This is a genomic window from Schumannella soli (assembly GCF_006517435.1).
Classification (GTDB): domain Bacteria; phylum Actinomycetota; class Actinomycetes; order Actinomycetales; family Microbacteriaceae; genus Schumannella; species Schumannella soli.
Window position 1 is genome coordinate 1,026,563 of record NZ_VHQG01000001.1, and the last position, 24,844, is coordinate 1,051,406.

Below are 24,844 nucleotides of genomic sequence, written 5' to 3' on the forward strand. Positions count from 1 at the left end.
CAGCACCTCCCACGCACCATCACCCGAACCCCTCACGAGAGGACACAGCAATGAAGAGCAAGGCCCTCGCCGCTGTCGGCGTCACCGTCGTCGCCGCCCTCGCGCTCGCCGGCTGCTCGGCCGGCAGCGGATCGACGTCGTCCGGCGGCAGCACGAAGCTGCACATCTACGCCTGGTCGGGCGAGATCCCCGACTCCGTCATCAAGGGCTTCGAGAAGGAGACCGGCATCACCGTCTCGGTCGACAACTTCGACAGCAACGAGACGATGATCTCCAAGCTCGCCGCCGGCAACTCCGGCTACGACATCGTCGAGCCCAGCCAGTACGCGGTGCCGCTCATGGTGCAGCGCGACCTGCTCGCGAAGATCGACAAGTCGAAGCTCACCGGCTTCGACAACATCGCCGAGAAGTTCGTGAACCCGTCGTTCGACAAGGACAACGAGCACAGCATCCCGTGGGTGTGGGGCACCACCGGCATCCTCTACAACGAGGACTGCACCGGCGCGAAGGTCACCGGCTGGAAGGACCTCTGGAACCCGAAGTACAAGGGCAAGATCTACATGCTCGACAACATGCTGTCGGCCTACATCGGCGGCATGCAGGTCGAGGGCCTGAAGGCGACCTCGACCAAGAAGTCGGAGATCGAGGAGGGCACGCAGGCCCTCATCGAGCAGAAGCCCCTGCTCGCCGGCTACAACAGCGACAACTACGCCGACCTCGTCGCCACCGGTGACGCCTGCATCGCCGAGGCCTACAGCGGCAGCGCGTCGGCGAAGGCCGTCGCGTCGAACCCGAGCGTGCACTACATCATCCCCGAAGAGGGCGGCACGCTCTGGACCGACAGCTTCTCGATCGCGAAGAACGCGCCGAATGAGGATGCGGCCTACAAGTGGCTGAACTACACGCTGCAGCCGGAGGTCGCCGCCCTCGCGACCGACGACGGCGCCTCGGCCAGTGCCAATGAGGCCGCGCTCAAGCTCGTCAAGGACCAGACGCAGGTCACGAACCCGGCGATCTACGCGCCGGCCGACAGCCTGAAGAAGTCGGAGTTCATCGTCGACCCGGGCGACGCCCTCGCCTACTACCAGGACGGCTGGACGCGCGTCCGCGCCAGCTGATCGGCGTCCGCGGCTCGGTCTCACCTGATCCGAGACCGAGCCGCGGCATCCCGGCGCACGGCCGACCGCCGAGCGCTCGGGCCTCACCCCACACTTCGAACCACCCCGCTCAGGGAGCAGCACAGATGACCGAGACACCGGCCCCCGTCGCCGTGCGACTGCGCGGCATCACCAAGACCTTCGGGTCGAACACGGTGGTGCGCCCGCTCGACCTCGACATCCGCGACGGCGAGTTCTTCAGCATCCTCGGACCGTCCGGATGCGGCAAGACGACGCTCATGCGCATGATCACCGGCTTCGAGTCGCCGACCGACGGCTCGGTCGAGCTCGCCGGCCGCGACGTGTCGAAGGTGCCCACACGCGACCGCGACCTGAACATGCTGTTCCAGAGCTACGCGCTGTTCCCGCACCTCTCCGTCTACGAGAACGTCGCCTTCGAGCTGCGCGTGCGCCGCACGCCGAAGGCCGAGCTCGACACCCGGGTGCGCGAGGCGCTGGAGCTCGTGCGCCTCGCCGACTTCGGCGACCGCAAGCCCAACGAGCTGAGCGGCGGTCAGCGTCAGCGCGTCGCGCTCGCCCGCGCCGTCGTCGGCCGCCCCGCCGTGGTGCTGCTCGACGAGCCGCTCGGCGCGCTCGACCAGAAGCTGCGCAAGGAGATGCAGTTCGAGCTCAAGCGCATGCAGCGCGAGGTCGGCATCACCTTCATCTACGTCACGCACGACCAGGAGGAGGCGCTGACGATGAGCGACCGCATCGCGGTCATGTCCGAGGGGCGCGTGCTGCAGGTCGCCTCGCCGATCGACATCTACGACGCGCCCGCCTCGCGCTTCGTCGCCGGCTTCATCGGCAGCTGCAACCTCATCCCCGCCCGACTCGAAGCGGGACGCGCGGTCACCTCCGGCGCCGGCGCGATCCCGGCCGACACGGCGGAGGCGGCGACCCGCGGCCTCGCCGACGGCGCCGAGGTCGTCGTCGCGGTGCGCCCCGAGCGTGTGACCCTGCACGCCGACCCCGCGGCGGCTCCCGCCGGCGCGGTGCGCGGCGTCATCTCGGCCCGCGTCTTCCTCGGCGACGAGTGGACGGTGCACGTGGATGCGCAGGGTCTCACCCTGACGGTGCAGGTGCCCTCGGGCGAGACCGGGGCGGCGCTCGCCGCGCTCGCCGACGGCGCCGAGGTGGCCGTCTCGTGGACGACCGCCGCCGGCCGCATCCTGCCCGCCGTCGACCAGACGTCCGGCGACGCCGCCGGCGCGACCGCGACCGTCACCGCCGGCCCGACCTCCGAGGGAGCGGCCGCATGACCGCCTCGAACCCGGCCCTCCGCGTCGCCGTCGCGCAGCTCGCGCCGACCGTCGACGCCGGCGTCAACCGCGACCGCATCGTCGAGCTCGTCGAAGCCGCCCGCGAGCGCGGTGCGCGCCTCGTGGTGCTGCCCGAGGAGTCGATGCTGCTCGCCGGCGAGCTCGACGAGTCGGTGCGCGCCGACACCGTCGCCCGCGACTGGCCGCTGTTCCTCGGACTGCTCTCGCGCCTCGCCCTCGAGAACGGCACCTGGATCATCGCCGGCGGCTACGAGCCCAGCGGCGAGGCCCGCCCGCACAACAGCATCGCGGTCGTGAACCCGCGCGGCGAGCTCGTCGACGTGTACCGCAAGCTGCACCTCTACGACGCCTTCAGCTACCGCGAGAGCGACTACGTCACGGGCGGCACCGAGCTGCCCCCGGTCGTGCTCATCGAGGGCGTCGCCGTCGGACTCGTCAACTGCTACGACATCCGCTTCCCCGAGCTGAGCCGCGACCTCGTCTCGCGCGGCGCCGACGTGCTGGCGGTCTCCGCCGCCTGGGTCGCCGGCCCCCGCAAAGAGGATCACTGGACGACGCTCGTGCGCGCCCGGGCGATCGAGAACACCTGCTGGGTCGTCGCCGCCTCCACGAGCGTGCCCGACTGCGTCGGCACCAGCATGATCGTCGACCCGCTCGGCGTCGTGCGGGCCCAGCTGCCGCCGGCCGGCGACGACCTCGCCGTGGTCGACGTCACGCTCGACCGCATCGCCGAGGTGCGCGAGATCCTGCCCGCCCTCGCCAACCGCCGACTCGACACCCGCGTCACCGTTCAGAAGAACCAGCCGTGAGCCTCACGATCAACGCCGCCGGCGCCCCGCTCGACCCCGAACTGGTCGAGAAGCTGCGCCGCGTCTCGTTCCCGACCATCGGGCACTACCTCGAAGAGGGCTTCGCCGCCCCCGAGATCCGCCGACAGGCCGGCGAGGGCAAAGTCGTCGGCCGCGCTGTGACCCTGCGCCTCACCGGTCAGGACTCGACGCTGCTGCACCACGCCGCCGGCGCCGCCGAGCCCGGCGACGTCTTCGTGATCGACATGGGCGGGGATGCGCGCCACGCGCCCGTCGGCGAGGTGCTCGCCGAGGTGCTGCACGCGCGCGGCGCCGCCGGCGTGATCGTCGACGGCGTCGTCACCGACATCGACGAGATCGACCGCACCGGCCTGCCGGTCTACGCCCGCGGCCTGAGCGTGCTCACCACGAAGCTGCTCGGCCTCGACGCCGGCGGCATCAACGTGCCCGTCAGCGTCGGCGGCGTGAGCGTGCAGCCCGGCGACGTCGTGCTCGCCGACCGCAACGGGGTGCTGTTCGGCAGCCCCGCCGTCATGGCCGCGATCATCGACACCGCCCTCGACGACGACGCCGAGGAGCCCGGCTTCGTGCAGGAGGTGCTCGGCGGCGTTCCGCTCGGCACCGCCTCCGGCGCGACCGAGCTCGTCGAGAAGGTGCTCGCGGCGCGCGGCTGAGCCGGCCGCGTCCGCCGCCGTCTGCCCCGTCCGCCCGCCTGCGCGCCGACGCCCCGCTCGCCGCCGCATCCGCTCTCGCACCGCCCTCCGCCCGACCCCCCCCGCACCTCCGATCGGACCCTCCATGCTCATCAAGGCCGCCATCAACGGCGGGCGCTCGCGTGACGAGCACCCCGCCATCCCGCTGACCCCCGCCGAGATCGCCGTCGCGGCGGCGGATGCGGTCGCCGCCGGCGCCGACGTCGTGCACGCCCACGCGCGCACCGCCGACGGCGGGCAGACGATCCACCCCGACGACATCGGGGCGATGGTGCGCGCCGTGCGCGAGGGCGCCCCCGGCGTGATCGTCGGCACCACGACCGGCCTCTGGACCTGCTCGGGTCACGCCGAGCGCATGGAGCTGCTCGCCGCCTGGCCCGCAGACGCCCTGCCCGACTTCGCGAGCGTCGCCTTCTGCGAAGAGGGCGCCGCCGAGGCCGCCGAGCTCGTGCTCGAGCGCGGCATGGTGCTCGAGAGCGCCGTCTGGTCGATGGATGACGTGCCCGCCCTGCTGGCCGCGTCGACCCTGCACCAGAACGTGCGCATCCTCATCGAGCCGGAAGACGAGGACATCGAGGTCGCCGTCGACCACGCCCGCCGCATCGCGACCGCCCTGCGCGACGCCGGTGTGACGGCGCCGCTGCTCTACCACGGCTACGACGAGACGGCCTGGCCGCTCGTGCGGGCCGCGATCGACGACGGGCACGAGACCCGCGTCGGCTTCGAGGACATGCTCGTGCTCGACGAGGATGCGCCCGCCGCCGACACGGCCGCGATGGTGCGTCTCGCCCGCGAGCTGGAGGGCGCCGCGCGCTTCGCCGGCGCCCGCGCGGAGGCCTCGGGCGCCCGCGCCTGACGGCTCGCCCCGCTTCCGATCGACGTCGCTCCGCCCGTGCAGGGTGCGGGGCGACGCGGGCACCTCGTGGAGAGGGCGGCCCGGGAGCGCCGGTCGCGTGGTGGCGGCCGGCGCTCCGCTCTGCCGGGGCCGATCCGCGGGGGCGGATGCTCCGAATCCCCGCCGCGAACACGGGGTACGTCAGGGTGACGCGCGGGGGAGAATGAGGCGATGACTGCGGATCCGATCGACCGACGGCTCGTCGAGCTGCTCGGCGAGGACGGCCGTCGTGCCTTCACCGAGATCGCGCAGCAGCTCGGCGTCTCGGAGGCGACCGTCCGTGCCCGCGTGCAGCGCCTGACGAGCGACGGGACGCTGCGCATCGTCGCCCTCTGCAACCCGCTCACGCTCGGCCACCAGTCGGTGCGGCTGCTCATCAGCGTGCGCGGGCTCACCCCGCGCAGCGTCGCCCGCTCACTGGTCGGGGCACCGATGATCGGCCATGTCGCCCTCGTGTCGGGCGCCCACGACATCTATCTCGAGGGCACGCCCCGCGACCTCGGTCAGCTCGCCGATCTGCTCGACGAGATCCGCCGCACCCCGGGCGTAGCCCGCATCGACCAGTACGTGATGACCCGGCTCTACAAGGACTACTCGTGGAACGGACTGCGCGACCAGTCGGGCGAACGCGCCCTCGGCGGTTCGGGCCACCCGGAGTCCTGACGCTCGGGGTCCGGCCCCGGTCAGGCCGACGGCGGGATGCGGAACAGCCACTGGGCGTTCGTCGCACCGAACGCCGCCCGGTCGACGACAGAGAAGTCTGAGAGAAACTCGTCGAGCTCGTCCGCGCCGGGCTGCTGGAACGGGTAGTCGATCGACAGCATCAGGCGGTCGATGCTCGTGATCGTGAGCACGTGCCGCAGCACCTCCGCATCGAGCATGCCCGAACTGGTGACGTGCAGGTTCTCGGCGATGATCTGGTCGACCGAGCGCTCGAGTCGTGCGATGCGGCCGACGCTGCGCGCTCTCTCGCGCCAGAGCAGCAGCAGCTCGCCCCAGTGCCCGAGCACCACCTGCAGGCCGGGGTGGCGATCGAACACACCAGCCGCGATCATCCGCAGCACCGCGGTGCCCGCTTCGACATGCCACCCCCAGGCGAAGCTCGCGAGCGCCAGTTCGACATCGGGGCTGAATCCGGCGTACTCCGCCTGCCGAACCGACTGCGGGGGGATCTGCGGATGCACGAACAGCGGAACGTGGAGTCGTTCGGCGGCCTCGAAGAGCGGCTCTGTGCCGGGGTCGTCGAGTGCGGTGTCGCCGGTGCGGCCGTAGACCATCGCGCCCACCGCTCCGACGCCGACGGCCCGGTGCAGTTCGGCTGCGACCGCGCGGGGCGCGCTCATCGGCAGGGTCGCGAGGAATCGAAATCGATCGGGATGCTCGGCCGCGGCGGCCGCGGCACGGTCGTTGGCTGCGCGACTCAGGGCGATCGCCTCGTCCTGATCGAGCGGACCCGCGCCCGGAGGGGCGAGCGACAGGATCTGGAGGTCGATCCCGAGCGCGTCCATGTCGGCCAGCCGTCGTCCACTCAGGTCGAGCAGCTTCTCGCGGGCGCCGCCGTGGTCGTTGAGCGCCAGGCTCGGGTCGGACCGATCTGCCGGCAGTCGCCGGAGCGCCGAGTCGAGCTCGGGGAGGATCCAGTGCTCTTCGATCGCGATGCGCATGACGACGTCTCCTATCGCTAAACGGTTGTATAGCGAAAATAGCACTTCGCTGAACGCTTGTAGAGTCGGCGGGTGACGACACGCGCAGAGCAGAGGGCTCGATCCGCGGAGCGGATCCTCGCCGCGGCTCGAGACGAATTCGGCGAACGCGGGTACGACACCGCGACCATCCGGTCCATCGCCGCGCGCGCCGGCGTGCACCCCTCGCTCGTGATGCAGCATCACGGATCGAAGGCGGCTCTGTTCGCCGCCGCCGTCGCCCTGTCGGTGCGTGACGATGCGGGAGACCCGGGCCACGTCGCCGGCGTGCTGGCCGAGCGACTCGGAGATCTCCCGCCCGAGGTGCGTGCCGTGCTCCGTTCGATCCTGACCAGTGCTGAAGCGGCCGGGATCATGCGCGACTATCTGCAGGACCGCATCGACCGGCAGACGCGGGCCGCCCAGGAGCGCGACCGCGACGCCGATGCGGAAGCCGAGGCGACCGTCGCTGTCAGCGCGATCCTCGGACTGACGCTCGCACGCCAGTTCCTGGCGCTGCCGAGCTTCGAGCGCGTCGGCGTGGGACGCATCGCGGCGGCGGCCGAACGAATGCTCGGCCGCTCGAACGGCTGACCGCCGATCCGGCCCACGCGAGGCGGTCAGCCCGGCTCAGGCGCCGGTCACGCTGCCCGGATGCGGGCGGGTCGGCCGGTTCACCGGGTCGCGGAATCCGGCCCAGACGTACTCGTCCTTGAGCGTCTCCATCAGGGTGGCGGTCTCGATCGCGTCGATGCCCTGCACCCGCCGCACCGTCTCGGTGAGGAAGCGCCCGAGATCCTCGTTCGATTCGAAGCGCACATCGGCGATGAGGTCGAAGGAGCCGATGCACGTTCCGACGTACTTGACCTCGGGGAAGGCCGCGAGCGCCCGCGCGACGCTGTCGGCGGTCGCCCCACGCACCCGGATCGACAGGTGGGCACCGACCCATCCCATCTTCGTCGGGTCGGGCATCCCCACCACCTGCACGACGCCGAGCGACAGCAGCCGCTTGTAGCGGGCGCGCACGCTGCCCTCCGAGAGCCCGACGTAGCGGCCGATCTCGCCGAAGCTGCGGCGGCCGTCGATGCGCAGCTGATCGATGATCTTGCGATCGATCACGTCGATGGCATCGAGCTCCATGGCGCGATTCTCCCATCGCTCTTCTCCGCTCGAGAGCCCGCGTTCGCGGTTCAGGCGAAGCTGCGCGCCCCGATCACGGCGAGCAGCGCCAGCTTCTCGGCGCTCGGCGAGCCCGGCGTCGCCGTGAAGACGAGCAGGGTCTGCCCGCTCTCCGGGTCGACGAGCGTCTGGCAGTCGAGCTCGAGCTCGCCGACCTCGGGATGCGCGAAGCGCTTGTGCCGCGGATGCTTGAGCCGCACATCGTGCCGCGCCCAGACCTCGGCGAACTCCGGGCTCGACGCGAGCAGCGCATCCACCACCGCCGTCGCCCGCGCTCGGGTCGCGGGCGTGGAGTAGGCGGAGCGCAGCTCGGCCGTGAACACAGCGCCGTGCTCGGGCTGGTCGTCGCGCGGGTACACGTCGCGGGTCGCCGGGTCGGCGTACCAGCGGTACACGTTGACCTTCGAGAGCCCGGTGTAGCCGGAGTGGTCGCCGAGCAGAGCCCGCGCGAGCGGCGTCTGCACGAGCGTCTCGCCGAGATCGTTGAGCACCATCGCGGGGGTGTCGCCGAGGCGATCGAGGATGCGCTGCACGCCGGGCGAGACGTGATCCCAGGCGCGGGCCGCCTCGGGGGCCGCGTGCCCGGCGAGGCGGAACAGGTGCGCGCGCTCGTCGACGCTGAGGTGCAGGCCGCGGGCGATCGCGCCGAGCATCTGCTCGGACGGCTGGGGTCCGCGCTGCTGCTCGAGCCGGCTCCAGTAGTCGGTCGACATGCCGCACAGCTGCGCGATCTCCTCGCGCCGCAGCCCGCCGGTGCGCCGGCGCGGTCCGCGGGGCAGGCCGACGTCCTCCGGCTGCAGCGCCTCGCGGCGGCTGCGCAGGAAATCGGCGAGCTGGATGCGGTCCATGCGCCCATCATCCCCCCGCGGTGCGAGTGCGACCAGGGATCGGGAATCCGTGGATGAGCGCGCCCTGGAGAGCCCGCCGGACGCGGCGCACGATGAGGTCATGACCGAGAAGATCACCCTCATCACCGGCGGCGGACGTGGCCTGGGCCGCTCCGCCGCGCTCGCCCTCGCCGACGCCGGACAGGACGTCGTCATCACCTACCGCGCCTCTGCCGACGCCGCGCAGGAGACGATCGCCGCGATCCAGGCGAAAGGCCGCAAGGCCGTGGCGCTGCAGCTCGACACGACCGAGTTCGACAGCTTCCCCGCCTTCGTCGAGCAGCTGCGCGCAGCGCTCGCCGAGACCTGGGGTCGCGACAGCTTCGACCACCTCTTCAACAACGCCGGCGTCGGCATCCTCACCCCCGTCGGCCAGACCACGGCCGAACAGATCGACGAGCTGCTGAACACCAACCTCAAGGGCGTCGTGCTGTTCACCGAGGCGGTGCTGCCGCTGCTCGCCGACGGCGGCCGCATCCTCAACGTCTCGAGCGGACTCGCCCGCTACACCGCCGGCGCGCCCTACGCCGTCTACGCCGCCACGAAGGGCGCGATCGAGGTCTACTCGCGCTACCTCGCGGCCGGCCTCGGCAGCCGCGGCATCGCCGTCAACACCCTCGCGCCCGGCGCGACCGCGACCGACTTCGGCGGCGGCTCGCTCATGAGCGACGAGTTCCAGGCGGCCGTGTCGAAGGTCACCGCGCTCGGACGCGGCGGTCAGCCCGACGACATCGCGGATGCGGTCGTCACGCTGCTCTCGCCCGGCGCACGTTGGATCAACGCCCAGCGCGTCGAGGCCTCGGGCGGCGCCTACCTCTGATCCTGAACGTCGGCTCGCTCCCGCGCCTTCAGCCCGCACCGGCAGGAGGCGCGGGAGTAGCGTCGCCCGCGTGACCGTGCTGCTCGCCCTCATCGCGAACGTGCTCGTGGCGGCGGCGAAGACCGTCGCGGCCGTGTTCACCGGATCGGCGGCGATGTTCGCCGAGGCCGCGCACTCCTGGGCGGATGCGGGCAACGAGATCTTCCTGCTGTTCGCCGACCGGGCGGCGGTGCGTCCGCGCGACAAGGACCATCCGCTCGGCTTCGGCCGCGACGCCTGGCTGTGGTCGCTGTTCGCTGCGATCGGCGTCTTCGCGGTCGGCGCGACCGTGTCGGTGTTCCACGGCATCACGCAGCTGCTCGACCCGGAGGCCGAGCCGGCCGGCGACTACGTCATCAACTACATCGTGCTCGGCGTCGCCTTCGTGCTCGAGGGCACGTCGTTCCTGCAGTCGATCCGGCAGGGCCGCAAGCGGGCCCGCGAGACCGGACGCGAGTTCCTGCCCTACGTGCTCGGCAGTTCGGAGTCGACGCTGCGCGCGGTCTTCGCCGAAGACGGCGCCGCGCTCATCGGCATCCTGCTCGCCGCCGCCGGGATCGCCCTGCATCAGGCGACCGGCATCGCCGCCTTCGACGCGATCGCGAGCATCCTCATCGGCCTGCTGCTCGCGGTCGTCGCGATCTTCCTCATCGACCGCAACCGCCGCTTCCTCATCGGCGGCGCGCAGGGCGGCAAGCTGCGCGACTGGATCATCGACCTGCTCGAGTCGCGCCCCGAGATCGACCACGTCACCTACCTGCACGTCGAGATCGTCGGACCGAACCGCCTCTTCGTGGTCGGCGCCGTCGACCTGCTCGGCGACAAGCCCGAGCACGCCGTCGCCGACCAGCTGCGGGCGATCGAGGATGCGCTCGAGGCCGAGGAGATCATCCAGACGGTCGTGCTGACGGTCGCCTCCTACCGCGAGCCGAGCATCCACGACCCGGATGCGCTGCTCGACGGCGACGGACCGGGATCGCCCGCGCGCGACAGCTGAACGGCGCGCACCCGCGCCCGCGCGATAGCACCTGAACGCGACCTGCGCGAGTTGTGTCAGCGCTGTCAGGGTGTGGCAGAGTCCCATCCCGGCGCTGTTCCGGACACCGTTCCGAACACGCTGCGACCACCCCCGCGATGAGCGACCCACGGCCCTCCTGCCACAGGTTGCGAAGCGCCGCCCACCGGCGGAGGTTCTCGCTCCCGATCGACGACGAATCCGGAGAGGACCCGCATGGCACTCGCGCCTGCAGCACTCGCCCTGAGCACGGCGGGCGCGATCCCGACCGCCCTCAGCCCCGCCGGCGGTGTGCACACCGCCACCCAGGGCATCCGCCTCGACCTGACCTGGGTCGACTACCTGATGCTCGCCATCTACTTCGCGGTTGTGATCGGCATCGGCCTGATCGCCCGCAAGCGGGTGAAGTCGAGCGTCGACTTCTTCCTCTCCGGCCGCTCGATGCCCGCGTGGATCACCGGACTCGCCTTCGTCAGCGCCAACCTCGGCGCCACCGAGATCCTCGGGATGGCGGCGAACGGCGCCCAGATCGGCATGTCGACCCTGCACTACTACCTCATCGGCGCGGTGCCGGCGATGGTGTTCCTCGGCCTCGTGATGATGCCCTTCTACTACGCGTCGAAGGTGCGCAGCGTGCCCGAGTTCATGCTGCGCCGCTTCGGCAAGGCGCCGCACCTGGTCAACTCGCTGGCCTTCGCCGTCTCGAACGTGCTCATCGCCGGCATCAACCTGTTCGCGATGGCGCTCGTCATCGAGGCGATGCTCGGCTGGTCGCAGTGGATCGCCATCCTCGTCTCGGCCGCGTTCGTGCTCGTCTACATCACCCTGGGCGGGCTCTCGAGCGCGATCTACAACGAGGTCATGCAGTTCTTCGTGATCATCGCCGGCCTGGTCCCGCTGACGATCGTCGGCCTCAACCGCGTGCACGGCTGGAACGGCCTGGTGGATGCGCTCAACAAGACCGAGAGCGCGAAGCTGCTGCACACCTGGGTCGGCACGGGCTTCGGCGACGAGTCGAACCCGATCGGCGCGAACTGGCTCGCGATCGTGCTGGGCCTCGGCTTCGTGCTGAGCTTCGGCTACTGGACGACGAACTTCACCGAGGTGCAGCGCGCCTTCAGCGCGAAGAACATGTCGGCCGCGCGGCGCACGCCGCTGATCGGCGCCTTCCCGAAGCTGCTCATCCCCTTCATCGTCGTCATCCCCGGCCTCATCGGCGCGGCGACGATCGGCAACCTGCTCGCCGACCCCGACTCGGGCGTGACCTACAACGAGGTCATCCCGAAGCTCATGCAGATGTACCTGCCGACCGGTGTGCTCGGCGTCGCCGTCACCGGACTCATGGCCTCGTTCATGGCGGGCATGGCGGCCAACGTGTCGAGCTTCAACACGGTCTTCACCTGGGACATCTGGCAGCGCTACATCAAGAAGGACATGCCCGACGAGCACTACCTCAAGGTGGGCCGCTGGGTGACCGTGATCGGCGTGATCATCGGCGTCGGAACCGCGTTCATCGCGGCCGGGGCGCAGAACATCATGACCTACATGCAGACGCTGTTCTCGTTCTTCAATGCGCCCCTGTTCGGCGTCTTCATCCTGGGTCTGCTGTGGAAGAGGATGACGCCGAAGGCCGCGCTCTGGTCGTATATCGCGGGCATCATCGCGCCGACGATCGTGTTCATCGCCTACCAGGTGAGCGTCGCGAACAAGGCCCCGATCTTCGCCACCGCCACGTCGGAGACGCTCTACGGCGCGATCATCTCCTTCGCCACGGTGCTCGTCTTCGCGGTCGTCATCAGCCTCGTCACGAAGCCGAAGCCGGTGTCCGAGCTCACCGGCCTCGTCTACGGCGTCGGCAAGATCGACGTCACGAAGGACCATGTCGCCGGCGACACCAAGTGGTACCGCTCGCCGGCGCTGCTCGGAACCGTGGCCCTCGCCGGCTGCGTCGCCCTCTACCTGCCGTTCCTCTGATCCGGACTGCTGAAGGAGCAACTCATGAGTGAGAACAAGCCCAGCGGCTCGGGCAGCACCGACCGCACCCTCACGGCCGAGCAGGAGGAGCTGGTCAAGTCCACGCGACGCTTCGACCTGCGTCGCATCCTCGGCGCCTTGTTCGTCGTCTACGGCCTCATCGTCGGCATCACCGGGCTCGTCACGGTCGGCGCGACGGATGAGCTGAAGCGCACCGGCGGCATCGCCATCAACCTGTGGACCGGCGCGGCGATGCTCGTGCTCGGCATCCTCTTCTTCGTCTGGGATCGGCTCTCGCCGGTTCCCGCCGAGGACATCGTGAAGAGCGAGGAGCAGGAGGACGAGGAGCGCAAGGTCGGCGAGGCCAAGGCCTGACGCGCGTCCGCTTCTCGCCGAGTTGCCCAGTTCTGCCGCGTTCCGGCCCCGGAACCCGACCGAACTGGGCAACTCGCGTATCTACGGCGTCGGGGTGCGCGCGTCGTAGGCGCGGAACGACGGCTGCAGCCGCAGCAGCACCGCGATGAGCCCGATGATGATGAGCCCGCCGAGCAGCGGCGGGAACCATAGCGCCACCGCCGTCGCGAACACGCCCACGTAGAGGTCGCCGACGCGCGGGCCGCCGGTCACGACGACCGTGAACACGCCCTGCAGGCGTCCGCGCATCGAGTCGGGCGACGCCATCAGCATCATCGTCGAGCGGAAGATCGCGCTGAACTCGTCGCTCACGCCCATGCCGATCAGCGCCAGCGTCGCGAGGGCGAGCGCGACCCAGTTGACCGCATCCAGCCCCGGACCGACCTTCCCGAACCAGCCCGTCGCCATCGCCGCGAGCACGAGTCCGAAGCCGGCGACGAAGGCGCCGTAGGCGGTGATCGCGCGGCCCACGGCGAGGCCGTGGTGGTGGATGTGCGCGACCGGTCCGCTGAACACGCTCGCCAGGAATGCGCCCACCGCCATGCCCGCCGTCAGCACGCCGACCGTGATCGAGCCGCCGCCGATCAGCACCGCGCCGACGGCCGGGAACACCGTGTGCGGGCGGCCGAAGGTCATCGCGACGATGTCGACCAGGAACGAGAGGCGGATGTTCGGCGCCCGCTTCAGGAACTGCACGCCCTCGACGAGCGACGCGATCCCGGGCCGGCCGACCTTCTCCAGCGGCGGCAGCTTCGGCAGCGTCAGGATGCCGGCGAAACCGGCCAGGAACAGCACCGCATCCACGGCGAAGGTGATCGGGAAGCCCGCCGCGGCGACGAGCACGCCCGCGACCGCCGGCCCGACCATCACCATGACGCCGATCGAGATGCCGTTGAGGGCCGCCGCGCGGGCGACCATGTCGGCCGGCAGGATGCGCGGGGTCACCGCCATGCGCGTCGTGTTCGAGATCGTCGCGGCGACCGCGTTGACGGTCGTGATGACGTAGAGCGGCCAGACGGCGACGGTGCGGTCGTGGTCCTGCACGACGGCGTCGACCACGGCGATCACGATGAGAGCGAGCGTCGACAGCCAACCGGCCAGCGCGCTGATGATGAGCACGAGCCGGCGGTCGAAGGCGTCGGCGAGCATGCCGCCCCAGAGTCCGGCGACGATCATCGGCACCAGCGAGATGACGCCCACGAGCGACACGGCGAGCGTCTTCGCGGCGGCGCTGCCCGGAGTGATGTCGTAGATCAGCAGCCCGACGGCGACGATCGTGAGCTGCGCGCCGATGCCCGAGATCGCGCCGCCGATCCAGATGCGCGCGAACGCGGGGGACGCCGTGAGCGGGCTCAGATCGACAAAGCGGCGCTTCTTGGCGGGCTGCTCCGACGGGGATGCGCTGCTGTTCTCGTCGGGCTCGCTCACTGCCCCGAGCGTAGTGCCGCGAACGTGCAGGCACTGCAGGGTCGGCCTGCGACGCGTCACACGGTCGGCGCTCGGCGGCGGGCGCGCGTACTCTCGGGGGCTGGAGGTTCCGCCCGCCCATGTGCCGTCTGCTCGCCTACGCCGCACCCCGCCCGGTCACCGCGCAGGAGGTGCTCGGCCGCGACCAGAGCGCCGTCTTCCAGGACATGGCGCTGCTCCACCGCGACGGCTGGGGCACGGTCTGGCTGGATGCCGGCGGCGTGCACGAGCACCGGGATGCGCAGCCGCACGACGCGGAGGCCCCCACCCCATCCGCCCCCGCCCGCCTGCGCCGCCAGGCGTCCGATCGCAGCGGACTCGGTGACGCCGAGCTGACCGCCGCGCTCGCCGACGACCCCGCGACCGCGCGCCTGCTGCACCTGCGCCTCGCGACCGATGGGATGGTGTGCTCGCCGCAGAACACGCATCCCTTCGTGATCGACGGACTCGCCTTCGCGCACAACGGCTCGCTCACGCCGGTCGAGCGCTTCGAGGATCTGGTCGCGCCCGAGCTGCGCGGCGAGATCGAGGGCGAGACCGACAGCGAGCGCTACTTCGCGGCGATCCGCACCCGCCTGCTCGCGGGCGACGGCCTGCGCGAGGCGGTCGTCGGCACGGTCGCCGAGCTGCGTTCGCGCTTCCCGCGGGCGAGCCTCAACGCGATCCTGCTCACCCCGACGCACCTCGTGGCGGTGCACGCGAGCGAGCGGAGCGGCATCCCGCGCGCCGAGCTCGCCGCGACCGGAGTGCCCGAGGCCGACCTGCCGTTCGAGAGCCTCAGCGCCTACTACCTGATGCGCTACCGCCGCGACGCCGACGGCACGACGGTGTTCGCGTCGTCGGGGCTCGACGTCGCCGACTGGGAGCCCGTACCGGCCGAGTCGGTGGCGGTCGTCGACTTGGCTACCCTGGAGCTGGATGTCGTGCCGCTGTCCGCGGCCGTCGGTGCGGAGGCGAAGTGAACGGGTTCCTGAAGTTCTGTGCGGTGGTCGGCACCGGGATCGTGCTGGTGATCGGCGCGGCCGTGACGGTCGCCGCGGTCGCCCTCGGCGTCGCCAGCGTCATCAGCATCTCGACGGGCGCCTCGCTCTGATCGTCACGCCGGTCGTGTCGAGCTCGCCGCGGCGGGCGCCGCGCGGCCGGGGTCGCCGCTCATGACGGCGCCGCGGATGCACGCCGACGAGGTCGACATCCGTCTCGAGGATGTGCGCCGCGCGCTCGACGCGCAGCATCCGCGCTTCCGCGATCTGCCGCTCACGACCCTCGCGGGCGGCGGCACGATCAACCGGGTCTTCCGCCTCGGCGACGAGCTCGTCGTGCGCGTGCCGCTCATCGAATGGGGTGCGGCGGATGCAGAGCGCGAGTCGCGCATCCTGCCTCGCCTGCACGGCGCGCTCCCGGTGCGCACGCCCGAGCTGGTCGCGCTCGGCCGGCCCGCGCCGGGTCTGCCGTGGGCGTGGACCGTGCTCGACTGGATCCCGGGCCGCTCCCTCAGCGCGCACCTCGGCTCGGGCGCTGAGGCCGATGCCGGTGCCGGTGCCGGTGCCGGGGCGGCGTCGGCTGCGGAAGCGCGGGCTGATGAACGGCGCGGCCGTGTGCTCGGCGCGGCGCTCGGGGCTCTCCACACGCTTCCTGTCGGCGACGTCGGCATCCCTCTCTCGACCTCGGGCGGCGATCCGGTCGCCGAGCGCGACGCGATGATCGCCGGCCTCCGCTCGCCGAACGGCCTGATCGACGTCGCGGCGGCGGTCGACCGGCTGGAGCGCGATCTCGCGCATTCTCTGACCCCGCGGGTCGGCGTCGCCGGCACGACCGGTGTCGCGGGCTCGCCGTGCCGCCCGCTGGTCTGGACGCACGCCGACCCGCTGCCCGGCAACGTCCTCGTCGGCGGCGCCACCACCGAGGCCACGATCTCGGCCCTGATCGACTGGAGCGGAGGCGGTCTCGGCGACCCGACCCACGACCTCGTCGCCGGGTGGTGGACGCTCGGCACCGCCGGCCGACGCGCCTTCCGCGCCGCGCTCGATCCCGCCGACGCCGACTGGCACCTCGCCCGGCTGCGCGCCTGGCGCAAGGCGGCCGCCGCGGTCGGCTACTACGCCGGAACGAGCCCGATCTTCGCCGCCGACGCCCGCCGCGCGATCGACCACCTCATCGCCGACGCCGACTGACACGATCCCGTGCGGGCCGGCGGTCCCGGTTCGCGTCGACGCTCCCAGTTCAGGCGAGCGGCGGCTCGAACGGCGACGTGCCGGCGGAGCCGCGCCCGTCATCCGCCGCGTCCCGTCCGCGCGCGCCGCGACCCCTGTCGCCGCCGCGTCCGCGCGACGTGCTGACGACCGCGCCGATGCTCGCCGCGATCACGAGCCCGATGCCCACGAGGTCGAGCGGATGCACGGCCTGGTGCAGCAGCACGAGTCCGGCGGTGGTCGCGAGCGCCGGCGCGAGGCTCATCAGCACCCCGAACGTCGCCTCGCTGAGGCGGCGCAGCGCGATCATCTCGAGGCCGTACGGCACTGCCGACGACAGCAGCGCGACCGCGAAGCCGAGGCCGAGGTGCACGGGATCGACGAGCGACGCGCCCGCGCTGACGATGCCGCCGGGCAGGCTCAGCACCGCGCCGATCGCCATCGCGATCGCGAGGCCGTCGAGGCGGGCGAAGCGGCGTCCGGTCTCGGCCGAGGCGAGGATGTAGCCGATCCAGCAGGCCGCGGCGACGAGTGCGAGCGCGACGCCGAGCGGTTCGAGCCGGCCAAGATCGACGCCGCCGAGCACGATCACGCCGATCACCGCGAGGCCGGCCCAGAGGAAGGCGAGAGGCTTGCGTCCGGCGATGACCGACAGCGTCAGCGGACCGAGCACCTCGATCGTCACGGCGATGCCGAGCGGGATGCGCTCGATCGACACGTAGAAGGCGCTGTTCATCGCCGCGATCGCGCCGCCGAACAGCAGTGCCGTCAGCCAGTCCCGACCGCTGCGCCCGCTGAGTTTCGGCCGCGCGACGAGCAGCAGCACCAGCGCCGAGAACACCAGACGCAGGGTGACCATCCCGAGGGCGCCGACCGAGGGGAACAGCAGCACCGCGATCGAGGCGCCGACCTCCTGGCAGGCGAGCCCGATCACGACCAGTCCGGCGGCGGTCGGCGGGGCGCTCGTCCAGGAGGGCAGCGCGCGGGTCACCGCATCAGTCTTCCGCACGGGTGGCGCGTCCGGACCGCGAGGCTGGATCGCGTGGCCGGATCCAGTGGCCGGATGTCGGGTGCCGCTGGCGGGAAAGCGCGCGACGGCGAGAAGGCGGCATTCCTACGCTGACGGCATGAGCAGCGCATCCACCACCGCGACGCCGACCGAGCCGGCCGGGGCGCCCGTCGCCGCCGGCCTCGACCCCGCCGCTCGCGCCGCCGCGATCGAGCACTTCGCCGCGAAGCTGCGCTACGAGACCGACCCGAGCGACGTCGCCGCCGCGATCACCGCGGGGGAGCGCTTCGTGCTCGTCGACACGCGCGGGCACGCCGCCTGGCACCAGGGGCGGGTGCCCGGCGCCATCCACCTGCCCACCGCCGAGATCGATGACCGGGCGCCGCGCGAGATCCCGCTCGACATGCCCGTGGTCGTCTACTGCTGGAGCCCGGGATGCAACGGCAGCACCAAGGCGGCCCTGCGATTCAGCCGTCTCGGCTACGCGGTGCGCGAGATGATCGGCGGTTTCGAGTACTGGGCGAAGGAGGGTCTGGGCGTCGAAGACGATGGCGGCGCGCTGAACATCCCCCTCGACATCTTGACGGCACCCCGCCCCGGGGTGGACGGTGTCATCAGTTGCGAGTGCTGACGCTCCTCTGAGGGGCGTCGAGACCCCGGCTGCGTCATCCGCATCACCGTTCCACGCCTCATCACCCATCCGGTTCACCGCCGGACGGGCCCCATAGACAACCGTCGCCGCGCTCCGCGGGTCGCCGTGCAGGGACGACTCAGGATGCGCGGCGGCGGTTCCTTCGTTCCGGGCCGGGCGATACCTGCGCCGAGCCACTTCGGGGTCGGACGCCGTGCGGCGGCGGGTTCCGTGCGGGTACGCGGTTTCGGATGGGCGGCGCACCCGTCCAGAGGCGGTTCGGCGAGCTCGTGCTTCCGCAACGACGTGCACGGAAGCCGCTGAGCGGCGGTCTCGAGCGGTATTGCGGCTCGACCGTGCTGCTCAGCGGCTTCCGTGCACGCGACCGATCAGTCGGCGGGCGTGCCCGCCGGCTCGAGATCCGAGGTCGCCCCGGCCGTCGACGTCGACCGCGTCACCGAGGTCGCGTCGGCCGCACCAGCCGCCCCGCCCGCCGCCGCCGCGACCCGGCGTCCCGCCGGCAGCAGCAGCCCGAGCACCGCCGCCCCGAGCAGCACCGCGGCGCCGGTGATGACCGCCGGCTGGGCCGCGGCGACGTAGCCGGTCGGGGTGAGCTCGCCGCCGGCGCCGGTGAAGATCGCGGTCAGCACGGCGATGCCGAGCGCGACGCCGATCTCGCGCACCGTCGAGTTGACGCCCGAGGCCTTGGCGTGGTCGGCATCCACCAGCGTGGAGAGCAGCGCGGTCGACGACGGCGCGAAGACGAGCGCCATGCCGACGCCGGCGATGATGAACGGCGCGACGAGGTCGACGTAGGGCACGGTCGCGCTCATGATCGACGCGATCCAGAACAGCCCGATCGCCTGCAGCAGCATGCCGGCGGTGATGAGGGCGCGGGTGCCGATGCGTCCGCCGAAGATGCCGGCGAGAGGCGCCACGATGACGGGCGCGAGCGTCCACGGGGTGGTCTGCAGTGCGGCCTCGAACGGGCTCGAGCCCTGAACGACCTGCAGGAACTGGATGAGGATGAACACCGCCCCCATCGACCCGAAGCTGAACGCGAAGCCGACCACGTTGACCACCGAGAACGACCGGTCGCGGAACAGCCGCAGCGGCATCATCGGCGCGACCGTGAGGCGCTGACGCACGAGGAACGCGACCAGCAGACCGCCGGCGATCACGAGCTCGGCGATGACCCCGAGCGAATCCCAGCCGTCGTCGTTGCCGCGCACGATCGCGTGCACGAGGGCGAGCACGCCGACTCCGGCGAGCAGCACGCCGGGGATGTCGAGGCGCTCGCGGCGGCCGCGCACCTCGTTCAGCACGATCAGGGCGAGGGGGATGCTGATGATCGCGACGGGCACGTTGATCCAGAAGATCGCCTGCCAGTTCCAGCCCTCCATGACGGCGCCGCCGACGAGCGGCCCGAGCGCGACGCCGAGGCCGCTGACGCCGCCCCAGATGCCGATCGCGAGCGGACGACGTTCGGGACGCACGGCTCCGGCGACGAGCGCGAGCGAGAGCGGCATGACGGCCGCGCCGCCGAAGCCCTGGATCGCGCGGGCGACGATGAGCTGCCACGGCTCGGTGCTCAGCGCGGCGAGGGCCGAGCCGATGCCGAAGATCGCGATGCCGGCGAGGAACACGCGGCGGCGGCCGATGCGGTCGCCGAGCGCCGAGGCGAACAGGATCGTGCCCGCGAAGGCGAGCGTGTAGGCGTTGACGAACCACTGCAGCTGCTCGACGCTCGCGCCGAGCTTCTCGTGCAGCACGGGCAGCGCGTTGGTCATGACGAGGTTGTCGAGGGTCGCCATGAACATCGGCAGGGATGCGGCGATCAGCACGAGCCCGAAGGGGCGCGCGCGGCGGGTGCGCGGGGTCGACGGGGCGCCGGTCGCGCCGGGCGCGCCGCTGGGCGCGGTGTCGAGGGTGTCGGTGGACATCGTTTCTCCTGAGTCGAGAGGGAGTGTCGAGTAGATGCGGGGTGCGGCCGGCTGCGCATCCGGTCGCGGTGTCGGTCGAGAACTCGCGGCGGGCGAAGGGCTCGCTGTGGTTGTAATCAACTGATTACTCGAAACGTAGTAAACGTTTGATAACCTTGTCAACATGAGCCCGCGAACCTCCGCCCGAACTGCCAGCTCCGGTGGCGCAACCGCCGAGATCACGGGTGCGGGCGACGCGGGATCGGGCGCCGCCGCGCCGGCATCCGGCGGGCGGATGAGCTCGGAGGAGCGTCGCGCGCAGATCCTCGCCGCCTCGATCGCCGTCTTCGGCGCCAAGGGCTACGACGGCGCCACGACCGACGACCTCGCGCAGGCGGCCGGCGTCAGCCAGGCCTACGTGGTGCGGATGTTCGGCTCGAAGCAGGGGCTCTTCCTCGCCGCCTTCGAGGTCGTCGCCCAGCGGCTCGAGACCGACTTCCGCGCCGCGCTCGCCGAGGCCGACGCGTCACTCCCGGCCGACGCCGACGCCGACGCGAGCCAGCGCATCCACGCCCGCAAGCAGGCGATGAGCGTCGCCTACCTGCGCCTGCTCGGCGAGCGCGGGCTGCACCTCACGATGCTGCAGGCGTTCCTGCGCGGCGGCGACCCGGTCATCGGCCCCGTCGCGCGCGCCTCCTTCGGCCGCATCTGGCGCTTCATCCGCGAAGAAGCGGGCTTCGACGCCGAGTTCGGCAAGGAGTTCCTCTCCTACGGCATGCTGCTCAACACCCTGATCGGGCTGAGGATGCTCGACAGCGACGGCAGCGGACCCGCCGACGAGCTGCTCGCGATGTGCTTCCCCGACCTGGATGCCGTCGCCGGGGTCGTGCCGCGCGCCGACGAGCGCTGGTAGCGAATCACGCGCCCTCCCCGCGAGACCCTCCGCGGAACGCCACCACTCCAACGTGATCGGTCGATAACTGTCGCTATCGAGCGGTCATAGCGACAGTTGGCGACCGATCAACCCGCGTCGGGCTCGGGTCGAGTCGCCGCGGCCGGCTCCGGGAAGGGGAGCACCGACACGCGCCGCTGAGCGCTGGGTCCGACCTGGGTGTGCCCCGAACAGCGGACCCGTTCCGCGCGCGAGGCGGCGCGACGCTGACACGATGGCGCCATGTCGCGCATCGTGGCGGTCGCCCCGGTTCTGCCGTCGCACTCGTCGGCGCAGTCCGACATCACGGCTGAGCTCGTGCGCGCGATCGGGCTCGACGATCCGGCTCTGCGCACCGAGCGCGCGGTGTTCGAGCGGATGCACGCGAGCGCCGGCATCCGCACCCGGCACACCGTGCTGCCGATCGAGAGCTACGCGGATCTCGGCGGCTTCGACGCGACGAACCGGGTATGGCTGGATGCGGGCGCCGACCTGGGCGAGCGGGCGGTGCGGGCGGCGCTCGCCGACGCGGGCCTCGAGCCCGCCGATGTCGACCACTTCTTCTTCACCTCGGTGACCGGAGCGGCCGCACCGTCGATCGACGCGGTGCTCGCGGGGCGGCTCGGCTTCCGGCGCGATCTGAAGCGCATCCCCTCGTTCGGGCTGGGATGCGTCGCCGGGGCCGCGGGCCTCGCTCGCGCCCACGACTACCTGGCCGGGTATCCCGAGGACGTCGCCGTCGTGCTCGCCGTCGAGCTGTGCTCGCTCACGCTGCAGCGCGCAGACCGCAGCATCGCGAACGCCGTCGCGACGGGGCTCTTCGGCGACGGCGCCGCCGCGGCCGTCGTGGTGGGGGATGCATGGGTCCCGCCGGCGCGAGCATCCACCCGATCCGCCGTGCACACGCCGCCGCCCGCGACCGTGCCGAGGATCGTCGACACGCTCAGCTCGCTCTACCCCGACAGCGAGGGCGTGCTCGGGTTCGAGCTCGGCGGCACCGGCTTCCGCATCGTGCTGACCGCCGAGGTCGCCGGAGCGATCGACGCGAACTTCGCCGCCGACGTGGATGCGCTGCTCGGCGGCAACGGCCTCGTCCGCCGCGACGTGTCGACCTGGGTCGCCCACGCCGGCGGACCCCGCGTGCTCGAGGCCTTCGCCCACACGCTCGACCTGCCCGACGATGCTCTCGACACCGCGTGGGAATCGCTGCGCGAGACCGGCAACCTCTCCTCGGCGTCGGTGCTGCACGTGCTCGCGCGCACCCCGGCGCAGCCGGCCGGCGCCATCGGACTCCTGTTCGCGCTCGGCCCCGGCGTCACCAGCGAGATCGTGCTGCTGCGCTGGGATGCGGTGCCGCCAGCGGATGCCGAGCCGGGGGCGCCCGCGTGACCAGCCTCATCCTGTTCACCGCGCTCGTCGTCGCGACCGGCGTCGAGCGCCTCAACGAGCTGCGCGTCTCGACGCGCAACGCGGCCGCGGCCTTCGCCCGGGGCGGGGTGGAGCACGGGCGGCGGCACTTCCCGTGGATGGTCGCCCTGCACACCGCCCTGCTCGTCGGCGCCGTCGTCGAGGCGTGGGCACTCGATCGTCCGTTCATCCCCGCGCTCGGCTGGCCGATGCTCGTGATCGCCGTCGCCTGCCAGGCCGCCCGGCTGTGGATCATCGCGAGCCTCGGCCCGCAGTGGAACACCCGCGTGATCGTCGTGCCCGGCGCCGGCCGCGTGACCCGCGGACCGTACCGCTGGGCGTGGCTGCCGCATCCCAACTACCTCGTCGTCGTGATCGAGGGGATCGTGCTGCCGCTCGTGCACACCGCGTGGATCACCGCGCTCGCCTTCACGGTGCTCAACGCGGTGCTGCTGCTCGGCTTCCGCATCCCGGTCGAGGATCGCGCGCTGCGGGCGCTCGCCGCGAGTGCGGTTGCGGATGCGGATGCGAGTGAGGTCTCGACTTCGGGCGCGGCTGCGGGCGCGGGCGTGAGCTCGGGCGCGGGCTCGGACATCGTCGAGTCGGCCGACGCTCACGGGACGTCGGATGCCCCGCCCATCGCGCCCTCTCCATCGATCGGTCGCAAACTGTCGCCTGGTCGTGTTCGTGGCGACAGTTTGCGACCGATCGACGGTCAGCCCGCCGATGAGGCAGGGTCGGAGTGATGGTCGAGAGGGATGAGCGGCGGGATCCGCCGAAGGAGCGCACGGAGAGCGGCGCCGGTGGAACGCGCGCCCGCGACCGGCTCGGCAGGGCGGGCGACACGGCTCTCGGCGCAGCCCGCGCCGCGGGGCGCCGCGTCGCCGAAGCAGCGGGTGCCGGCGGAGACCCCGAAGCCGACGTCGACCATGGCCGCGCCGCGCTCGATCCGACCGCCGACGTCGACGTGCTCATCGTCGGTGGCGGCCCCGTGGGTCTCGTGGCGGCGATCGAGGCCCGCCTCGCCGGGCTGACGGTCGCGATCGCGGAGCCGCGCGGCGGCGGGCAGCGGGATCGTGGAGTGCGTCCGGCTGTGAGTACGACGGAGGCCGGCGGGAGCGTCGCCGGCGGCGATGCGCCCCTCCCGGTCGGTGACCAGCGCGGTGGCAGCGTGAGCGGCGTCGACGCGCTCGCTGACGGTGCCGAGGCGGTTGCCGGTCCCGACGCCGGTCCCGCATCCAGCCTCCTCGGCCTCGCGCGCCCCGGCGACCCCATCGACAAGGCCTGCGGCGAGGGACTCATGCCCGGCGCGCTCCCGCTGCTCGGCCGCCTCGGTGTCGCCCCGCACGGCCTAGCCCTGCGCGGTGTGCGCTACACCGACGGCGCCCGCTCGGTCGAGCACCGCTTCCCCGAGGGCGCCGCGGTCGGCCTCGGCGTTCGCCGCACCGAGCTGCACCGGGCGCTCGCCGAGCGCGCCGCCGGTCTCGGGGTCACGCGCATCCCGGTGAAAGCGGATGCGGTGGTTCAGGACGCGACGGGCGTCACCGCCGCCGGCATCCGCGCCAGCTGGCTCATCGCCGCCGACGGACTGCATTCGACGATCGCCCGCGAGGTCGGGCTCGCGCGTCCGGCGCCGCGGCGGCGTCGCCGCTACGGACTGCGCCGGCACGCGCGCGTCACCCCGTGGAGCGAGCTCATCGAGGTGCACTGGACTCCGCGCGCCGAGATCTACGTCACCCCCGTCGACGACCGGCTCGTCGGCATCGCCGTGCTCGCGCGGCAGGGCGTCGGCTTCGACGAGGCGATCGCCGAGGCGCCGGAGCTGGTCGCCCGGCTCGCCGGGCGCGCGCCGGGCGGCGACGTGCCGGCACGCGGTGGGGAGTCCTCACCCGGCGAGTCCTCACCCGGCGCGACCCGCTCCGGGGCCGGTTCCGTCGCGGCCGACGACGCCCATCCCCTCGCCGACCTCGCCGACGTCGAGTGGGCCGACGAGGTCATGGGGGCGGGGCCGTTCCGGCAGCGCACGCGGCGCCGCGTCGCCGGGCGCGTGCTGCTCGTCGGCGACGCCACCGGCTACGTGGATGCGATCACCGGCGAGGGCCTGCGCCTCGGCTTCGACCAGGCGCGCGCGGCGGTGAAGCGCATCCGCTCGGGGGATGCGGTGCACTACGAGGCGGACTGGTTCCACGTGACGCGGCAGTTCCGGCGGGTGACGGGGCTGCTCGCCTGGGCCGCGACCGTGCCGGCATTGCGGCGGCGCATCGTGCCGCTCGCGGCATCCCGCCCCGCCTGGTTCGGCGCCGTCGTCGACCGCCTCGCCCGCTGAGCCGGGGCGCGCCCCGCCGCGACCACTGGCGTCGCCGCCCACCCACGTTTCGCGCGCCCCACTCGACAGGCCAAGCAGTCGACCGGTCGCAACGC

At 72.2% G+C, this 24,844-nt stretch carries 24 protein-coding genes and 1 pseudogene; 19 read left to right on the plus strand and 6 right to left on the minus strand.

Features of this window, described 5'->3' with window-relative positions; all coding sequences use genetic code 11:
• Positions 1-50 precede the first annotated feature (50 nt).
• From FJ657_RS04585 to FJ657_RS04610, 6 genes are all read left to right on the plus strand, one after another.
• Positions 51-1,118 carry an ABC transporter substrate-binding protein gene (locus FJ657_RS04585; protein WP_141162447.1) on the plus strand — a complete coding sequence of 356 codons (1,068 nt, stop codon included), beginning with the start codon at positions 51-53 and terminating at the stop codon, positions 1,116-1,118.
• A gap of 125 nt (positions 1,119-1,243) precedes the next feature.
• A complete protein-coding gene (locus FJ657_RS04590; RefSeq protein WP_141162448.1) occupies positions 1,244-2,419 on the plus strand; it encodes an ABC transporter ATP-binding protein in 1,176 nt (391 codons plus the stop codon).
• On the plus strand, positions 2,416-3,249 hold the full coding sequence (locus FJ657_RS04595) for a carbon-nitrogen hydrolase family protein (RefSeq protein WP_141162449.1): 834 nt from the start codon (positions 2,416-2,418) through the stop codon (positions 3,247-3,249). The genes FJ657_RS04590 and FJ657_RS04595 overlap by 4 nt, the downstream gene beginning before the upstream one ends.
• A complete protein-coding gene (locus FJ657_RS04600) occupies positions 3,246-3,923 on the plus strand; it encodes an RraA family protein (protein WP_141162450.1) in 678 nt (225 codons plus the stop codon). Before FJ657_RS04595 ends, FJ657_RS04600 begins: the two co-directional genes overlap by 4 nt.
• Positions 3,924-4,047: 124 nt before the next feature.
• Positions 4,048-4,818: a 3-keto-5-aminohexanoate cleavage protein gene (locus FJ657_RS04605; protein WP_141162451.1), complete on the plus strand. Its 771-nt coding sequence runs from the start codon at positions 4,048-4,050 to the stop codon at positions 4,816-4,818.
• Positions 4,819-5,028: 210 nt separating this feature from the next.
• A complete protein-coding gene (locus tag FJ657_RS04610; RefSeq protein WP_141162452.1) occupies positions 5,029-5,520 on the plus strand; it encodes an Lrp/AsnC family transcriptional regulator in 492 nt (163 codons plus the stop codon).
• A gap of 20 nt (positions 5,521-5,540) precedes the next feature.
• Here FJ657_RS04610 and FJ657_RS04615 read toward each other — a convergent pair whose 3' ends face one another.
• Entirely contained in the window at positions 5,541-6,521 is a 981-nt protein-coding gene (locus tag FJ657_RS04615; protein WP_141162453.1) for an amidohydrolase family protein, read from the minus strand.
• 72 nt (positions 6,522-6,593) lie between these two features.
• Here FJ657_RS04615 and FJ657_RS04620 point away from each other — a divergent pair, with 72 nt between their 5' ends.
• Entirely contained in the window at positions 6,594-7,133 is a 540-nt protein-coding gene (locus FJ657_RS04620; RefSeq protein WP_141162454.1) for a TetR/AcrR family transcriptional regulator, read from the plus strand.
• A 36-nt stretch (positions 7,134-7,169) separates the two neighbouring features.
• Here FJ657_RS04620 and FJ657_RS04625 read toward each other — a convergent pair whose 3' ends face one another.
• On the minus strand, positions 7,170-7,679 hold the full coding sequence (locus FJ657_RS04625) for an Lrp/AsnC family transcriptional regulator (protein ID WP_141162455.1): 510 nt from the start codon (positions 7,677-7,679) through the stop codon (positions 7,170-7,172).
• A 50-nt stretch (positions 7,680-7,729) separates the two neighbouring features.
• Complete coding sequence (locus tag FJ657_RS04630; protein ID WP_141162456.1) at positions 7,730-8,566, minus strand: helix-turn-helix transcriptional regulator; 837 nt, start codon at positions 8,564-8,566, stop codon at positions 7,730-7,732.
• 100 nt (positions 8,567-8,666) lie between these two features.
• On the opposite strand from FJ657_RS04630, the gene FJ657_RS04635 reads away from it, so the two are divergent.
• The 4 genes from FJ657_RS04635 to FJ657_RS04650 all read left to right on the plus strand — a co-directional run bounded on the left by FJ657_RS04635 (position 8,667) and on the right by FJ657_RS04650 (position 12,828).
• On the plus strand, positions 8,667-9,425 hold the full coding sequence (locus FJ657_RS04635; protein ID WP_141162457.1) for an SDR family NAD(P)-dependent oxidoreductase: 759 nt from the start codon (positions 8,667-8,669) through the stop codon (positions 9,423-9,425).
• Between the two features lie 70 nt (positions 9,426-9,495).
• Positions 9,496-10,461, plus strand: coding sequence for a cation diffusion facilitator family transporter (locus tag FJ657_RS04640; RefSeq protein ID WP_255447135.1), 966 nt, complete (start codon positions 9,496-9,498; stop codon positions 10,459-10,461).
• Between the two features lie 234 nt (positions 10,462-10,695).
• Positions 10,696-12,453 (plus strand): sodium:solute symporter family protein, encoded by a 1,758-nt coding sequence (locus tag FJ657_RS04645; RefSeq protein ID WP_141162459.1) that lies wholly within the window; start codon positions 10,696-10,698, stop codon positions 12,451-12,453.
• A gap of 24 nt (positions 12,454-12,477) precedes the next feature.
• Positions 12,478-12,828, plus strand: coding sequence for a hypothetical protein (locus FJ657_RS04650; protein ID WP_141162460.1), 351 nt, complete (start codon positions 12,478-12,480; stop codon positions 12,826-12,828).
• Positions 12,829-12,909: 81 nt separating this feature from the next.
• Here the strand turns inward: FJ657_RS04650 and FJ657_RS04655 are convergent, their stop codons facing one another.
• Complete coding sequence (locus FJ657_RS04655; RefSeq protein ID WP_181408868.1) at positions 12,910-14,295, minus strand: MFS transporter; 1,386 nt, start codon at positions 14,293-14,295, stop codon at positions 12,910-12,912.
• 119 nt (positions 14,296-14,414) lie between these two features.
• On the opposite strand from FJ657_RS04655, the gene FJ657_RS04660 reads away from it, so the two are divergent.
• The 3 genes from FJ657_RS04660 to FJ657_RS04665 all read left to right on the plus strand — a co-directional run bounded on the left by FJ657_RS04660 (position 14,415) and on the right by FJ657_RS04665 (position 16,505).
• A complete protein-coding gene (locus tag FJ657_RS04660; protein ID WP_141162461.1) occupies positions 14,415-15,296 on the plus strand; it encodes a class II glutamine amidotransferase in 882 nt (293 codons plus the stop codon).
• Positions 15,293-15,427, plus strand: a complete 135-nt coding sequence (locus FJ657_RS17310; RefSeq protein WP_255447136.1) for a hypothetical protein — start codon at positions 15,293-15,295, stop codon at positions 15,425-15,427. The genes FJ657_RS04660 and FJ657_RS17310 overlap by 4 nt, the downstream gene beginning before the upstream one ends.
• Positions 15,428-15,503: 76 nt before the next feature.
• Positions 15,504-16,505, plus strand: a complete 1,002-nt coding sequence (locus FJ657_RS04665) for a phosphotransferase (protein ID WP_181408869.1) — start codon at positions 15,504-15,506, stop codon at positions 16,503-16,505.
• A 49-nt stretch (positions 16,506-16,554) separates the two neighbouring features.
• Here the strand turns inward: FJ657_RS04665 and FJ657_RS04670 are convergent, their stop codons facing one another.
• Entirely contained in the window at positions 16,555-17,514 is a 960-nt protein-coding gene (locus tag FJ657_RS04670) for an EamA family transporter (RefSeq protein WP_255447137.1), read from the minus strand.
• 136 nt (positions 17,515-17,650) lie between these two features.
• Between FJ657_RS04670 and FJ657_RS04675 the strand changes: the two genes are divergently transcribed.
• Positions 17,651-18,163 carry a rhodanese-like domain-containing protein gene (locus tag FJ657_RS04675; protein ID WP_141162463.1) on the plus strand — a complete coding sequence of 171 codons (513 nt, stop codon included), beginning with the start codon at positions 17,651-17,653 and terminating at the stop codon, positions 18,161-18,163.
• Positions 18,164-18,552: 389 nt separating this feature from the next.
• On the opposite strand, the gene FJ657_RS04680 is transcribed toward FJ657_RS04675, so the two are convergent.
• Complete coding sequence (locus FJ657_RS04680; RefSeq protein ID WP_141162464.1) at positions 18,553-20,106, minus strand: MFS transporter; 1,554 nt, start codon at positions 20,104-20,106, stop codon at positions 18,553-18,555.
• A gap of 163 nt (positions 20,107-20,269) precedes the next feature.
• Here FJ657_RS04680 and FJ657_RS04685 point away from each other — a divergent pair, with 163 nt between their 5' ends.
• The 4 genes and pseudogenes from FJ657_RS04685 to FJ657_RS17190 all read left to right on the plus strand — a co-directional run bounded on the left by FJ657_RS04685 (position 20,270) and on the right by FJ657_RS17190 (position 24,749).
• Positions 20,270-20,998 carry a TetR/AcrR family transcriptional regulator gene (locus tag FJ657_RS04685; protein ID WP_141162465.1) on the plus strand — a complete coding sequence of 243 codons (729 nt, stop codon included), beginning with the start codon at positions 20,270-20,272 and terminating at the stop codon, positions 20,996-20,998.
• Positions 20,999-21,259: 261 nt separating this feature from the next.
• Positions 21,260-22,405 carry a type III polyketide synthase gene (locus FJ657_RS04690; RefSeq protein ID WP_141162466.1) on the plus strand — a complete coding sequence of 382 codons (1,146 nt, stop codon included), beginning with the start codon at positions 21,260-21,262 and terminating at the stop codon, positions 22,403-22,405.
• A pseudogene (locus tag FJ657_RS04695) lies at positions 22,402-22,929 on the plus strand (isoprenylcysteine carboxyl methyltransferase family protein); the annotation flags it as partial. The gene FJ657_RS04690 and the pseudogene FJ657_RS04695, both read left to right, overlap by 4 nt.
• A 239-nt stretch (positions 22,930-23,168) precedes the next feature.
• Positions 23,169-24,749 carry an FAD-dependent monooxygenase gene (locus tag FJ657_RS17190; protein ID WP_219995860.1) on the plus strand — a complete coding sequence of 527 codons (1,581 nt, stop codon included), beginning with the start codon at positions 23,169-23,171 and terminating at the stop codon, positions 24,747-24,749.
• The last annotated feature ends 95 nt before the right edge of the window (positions 24,750-24,844 follow it).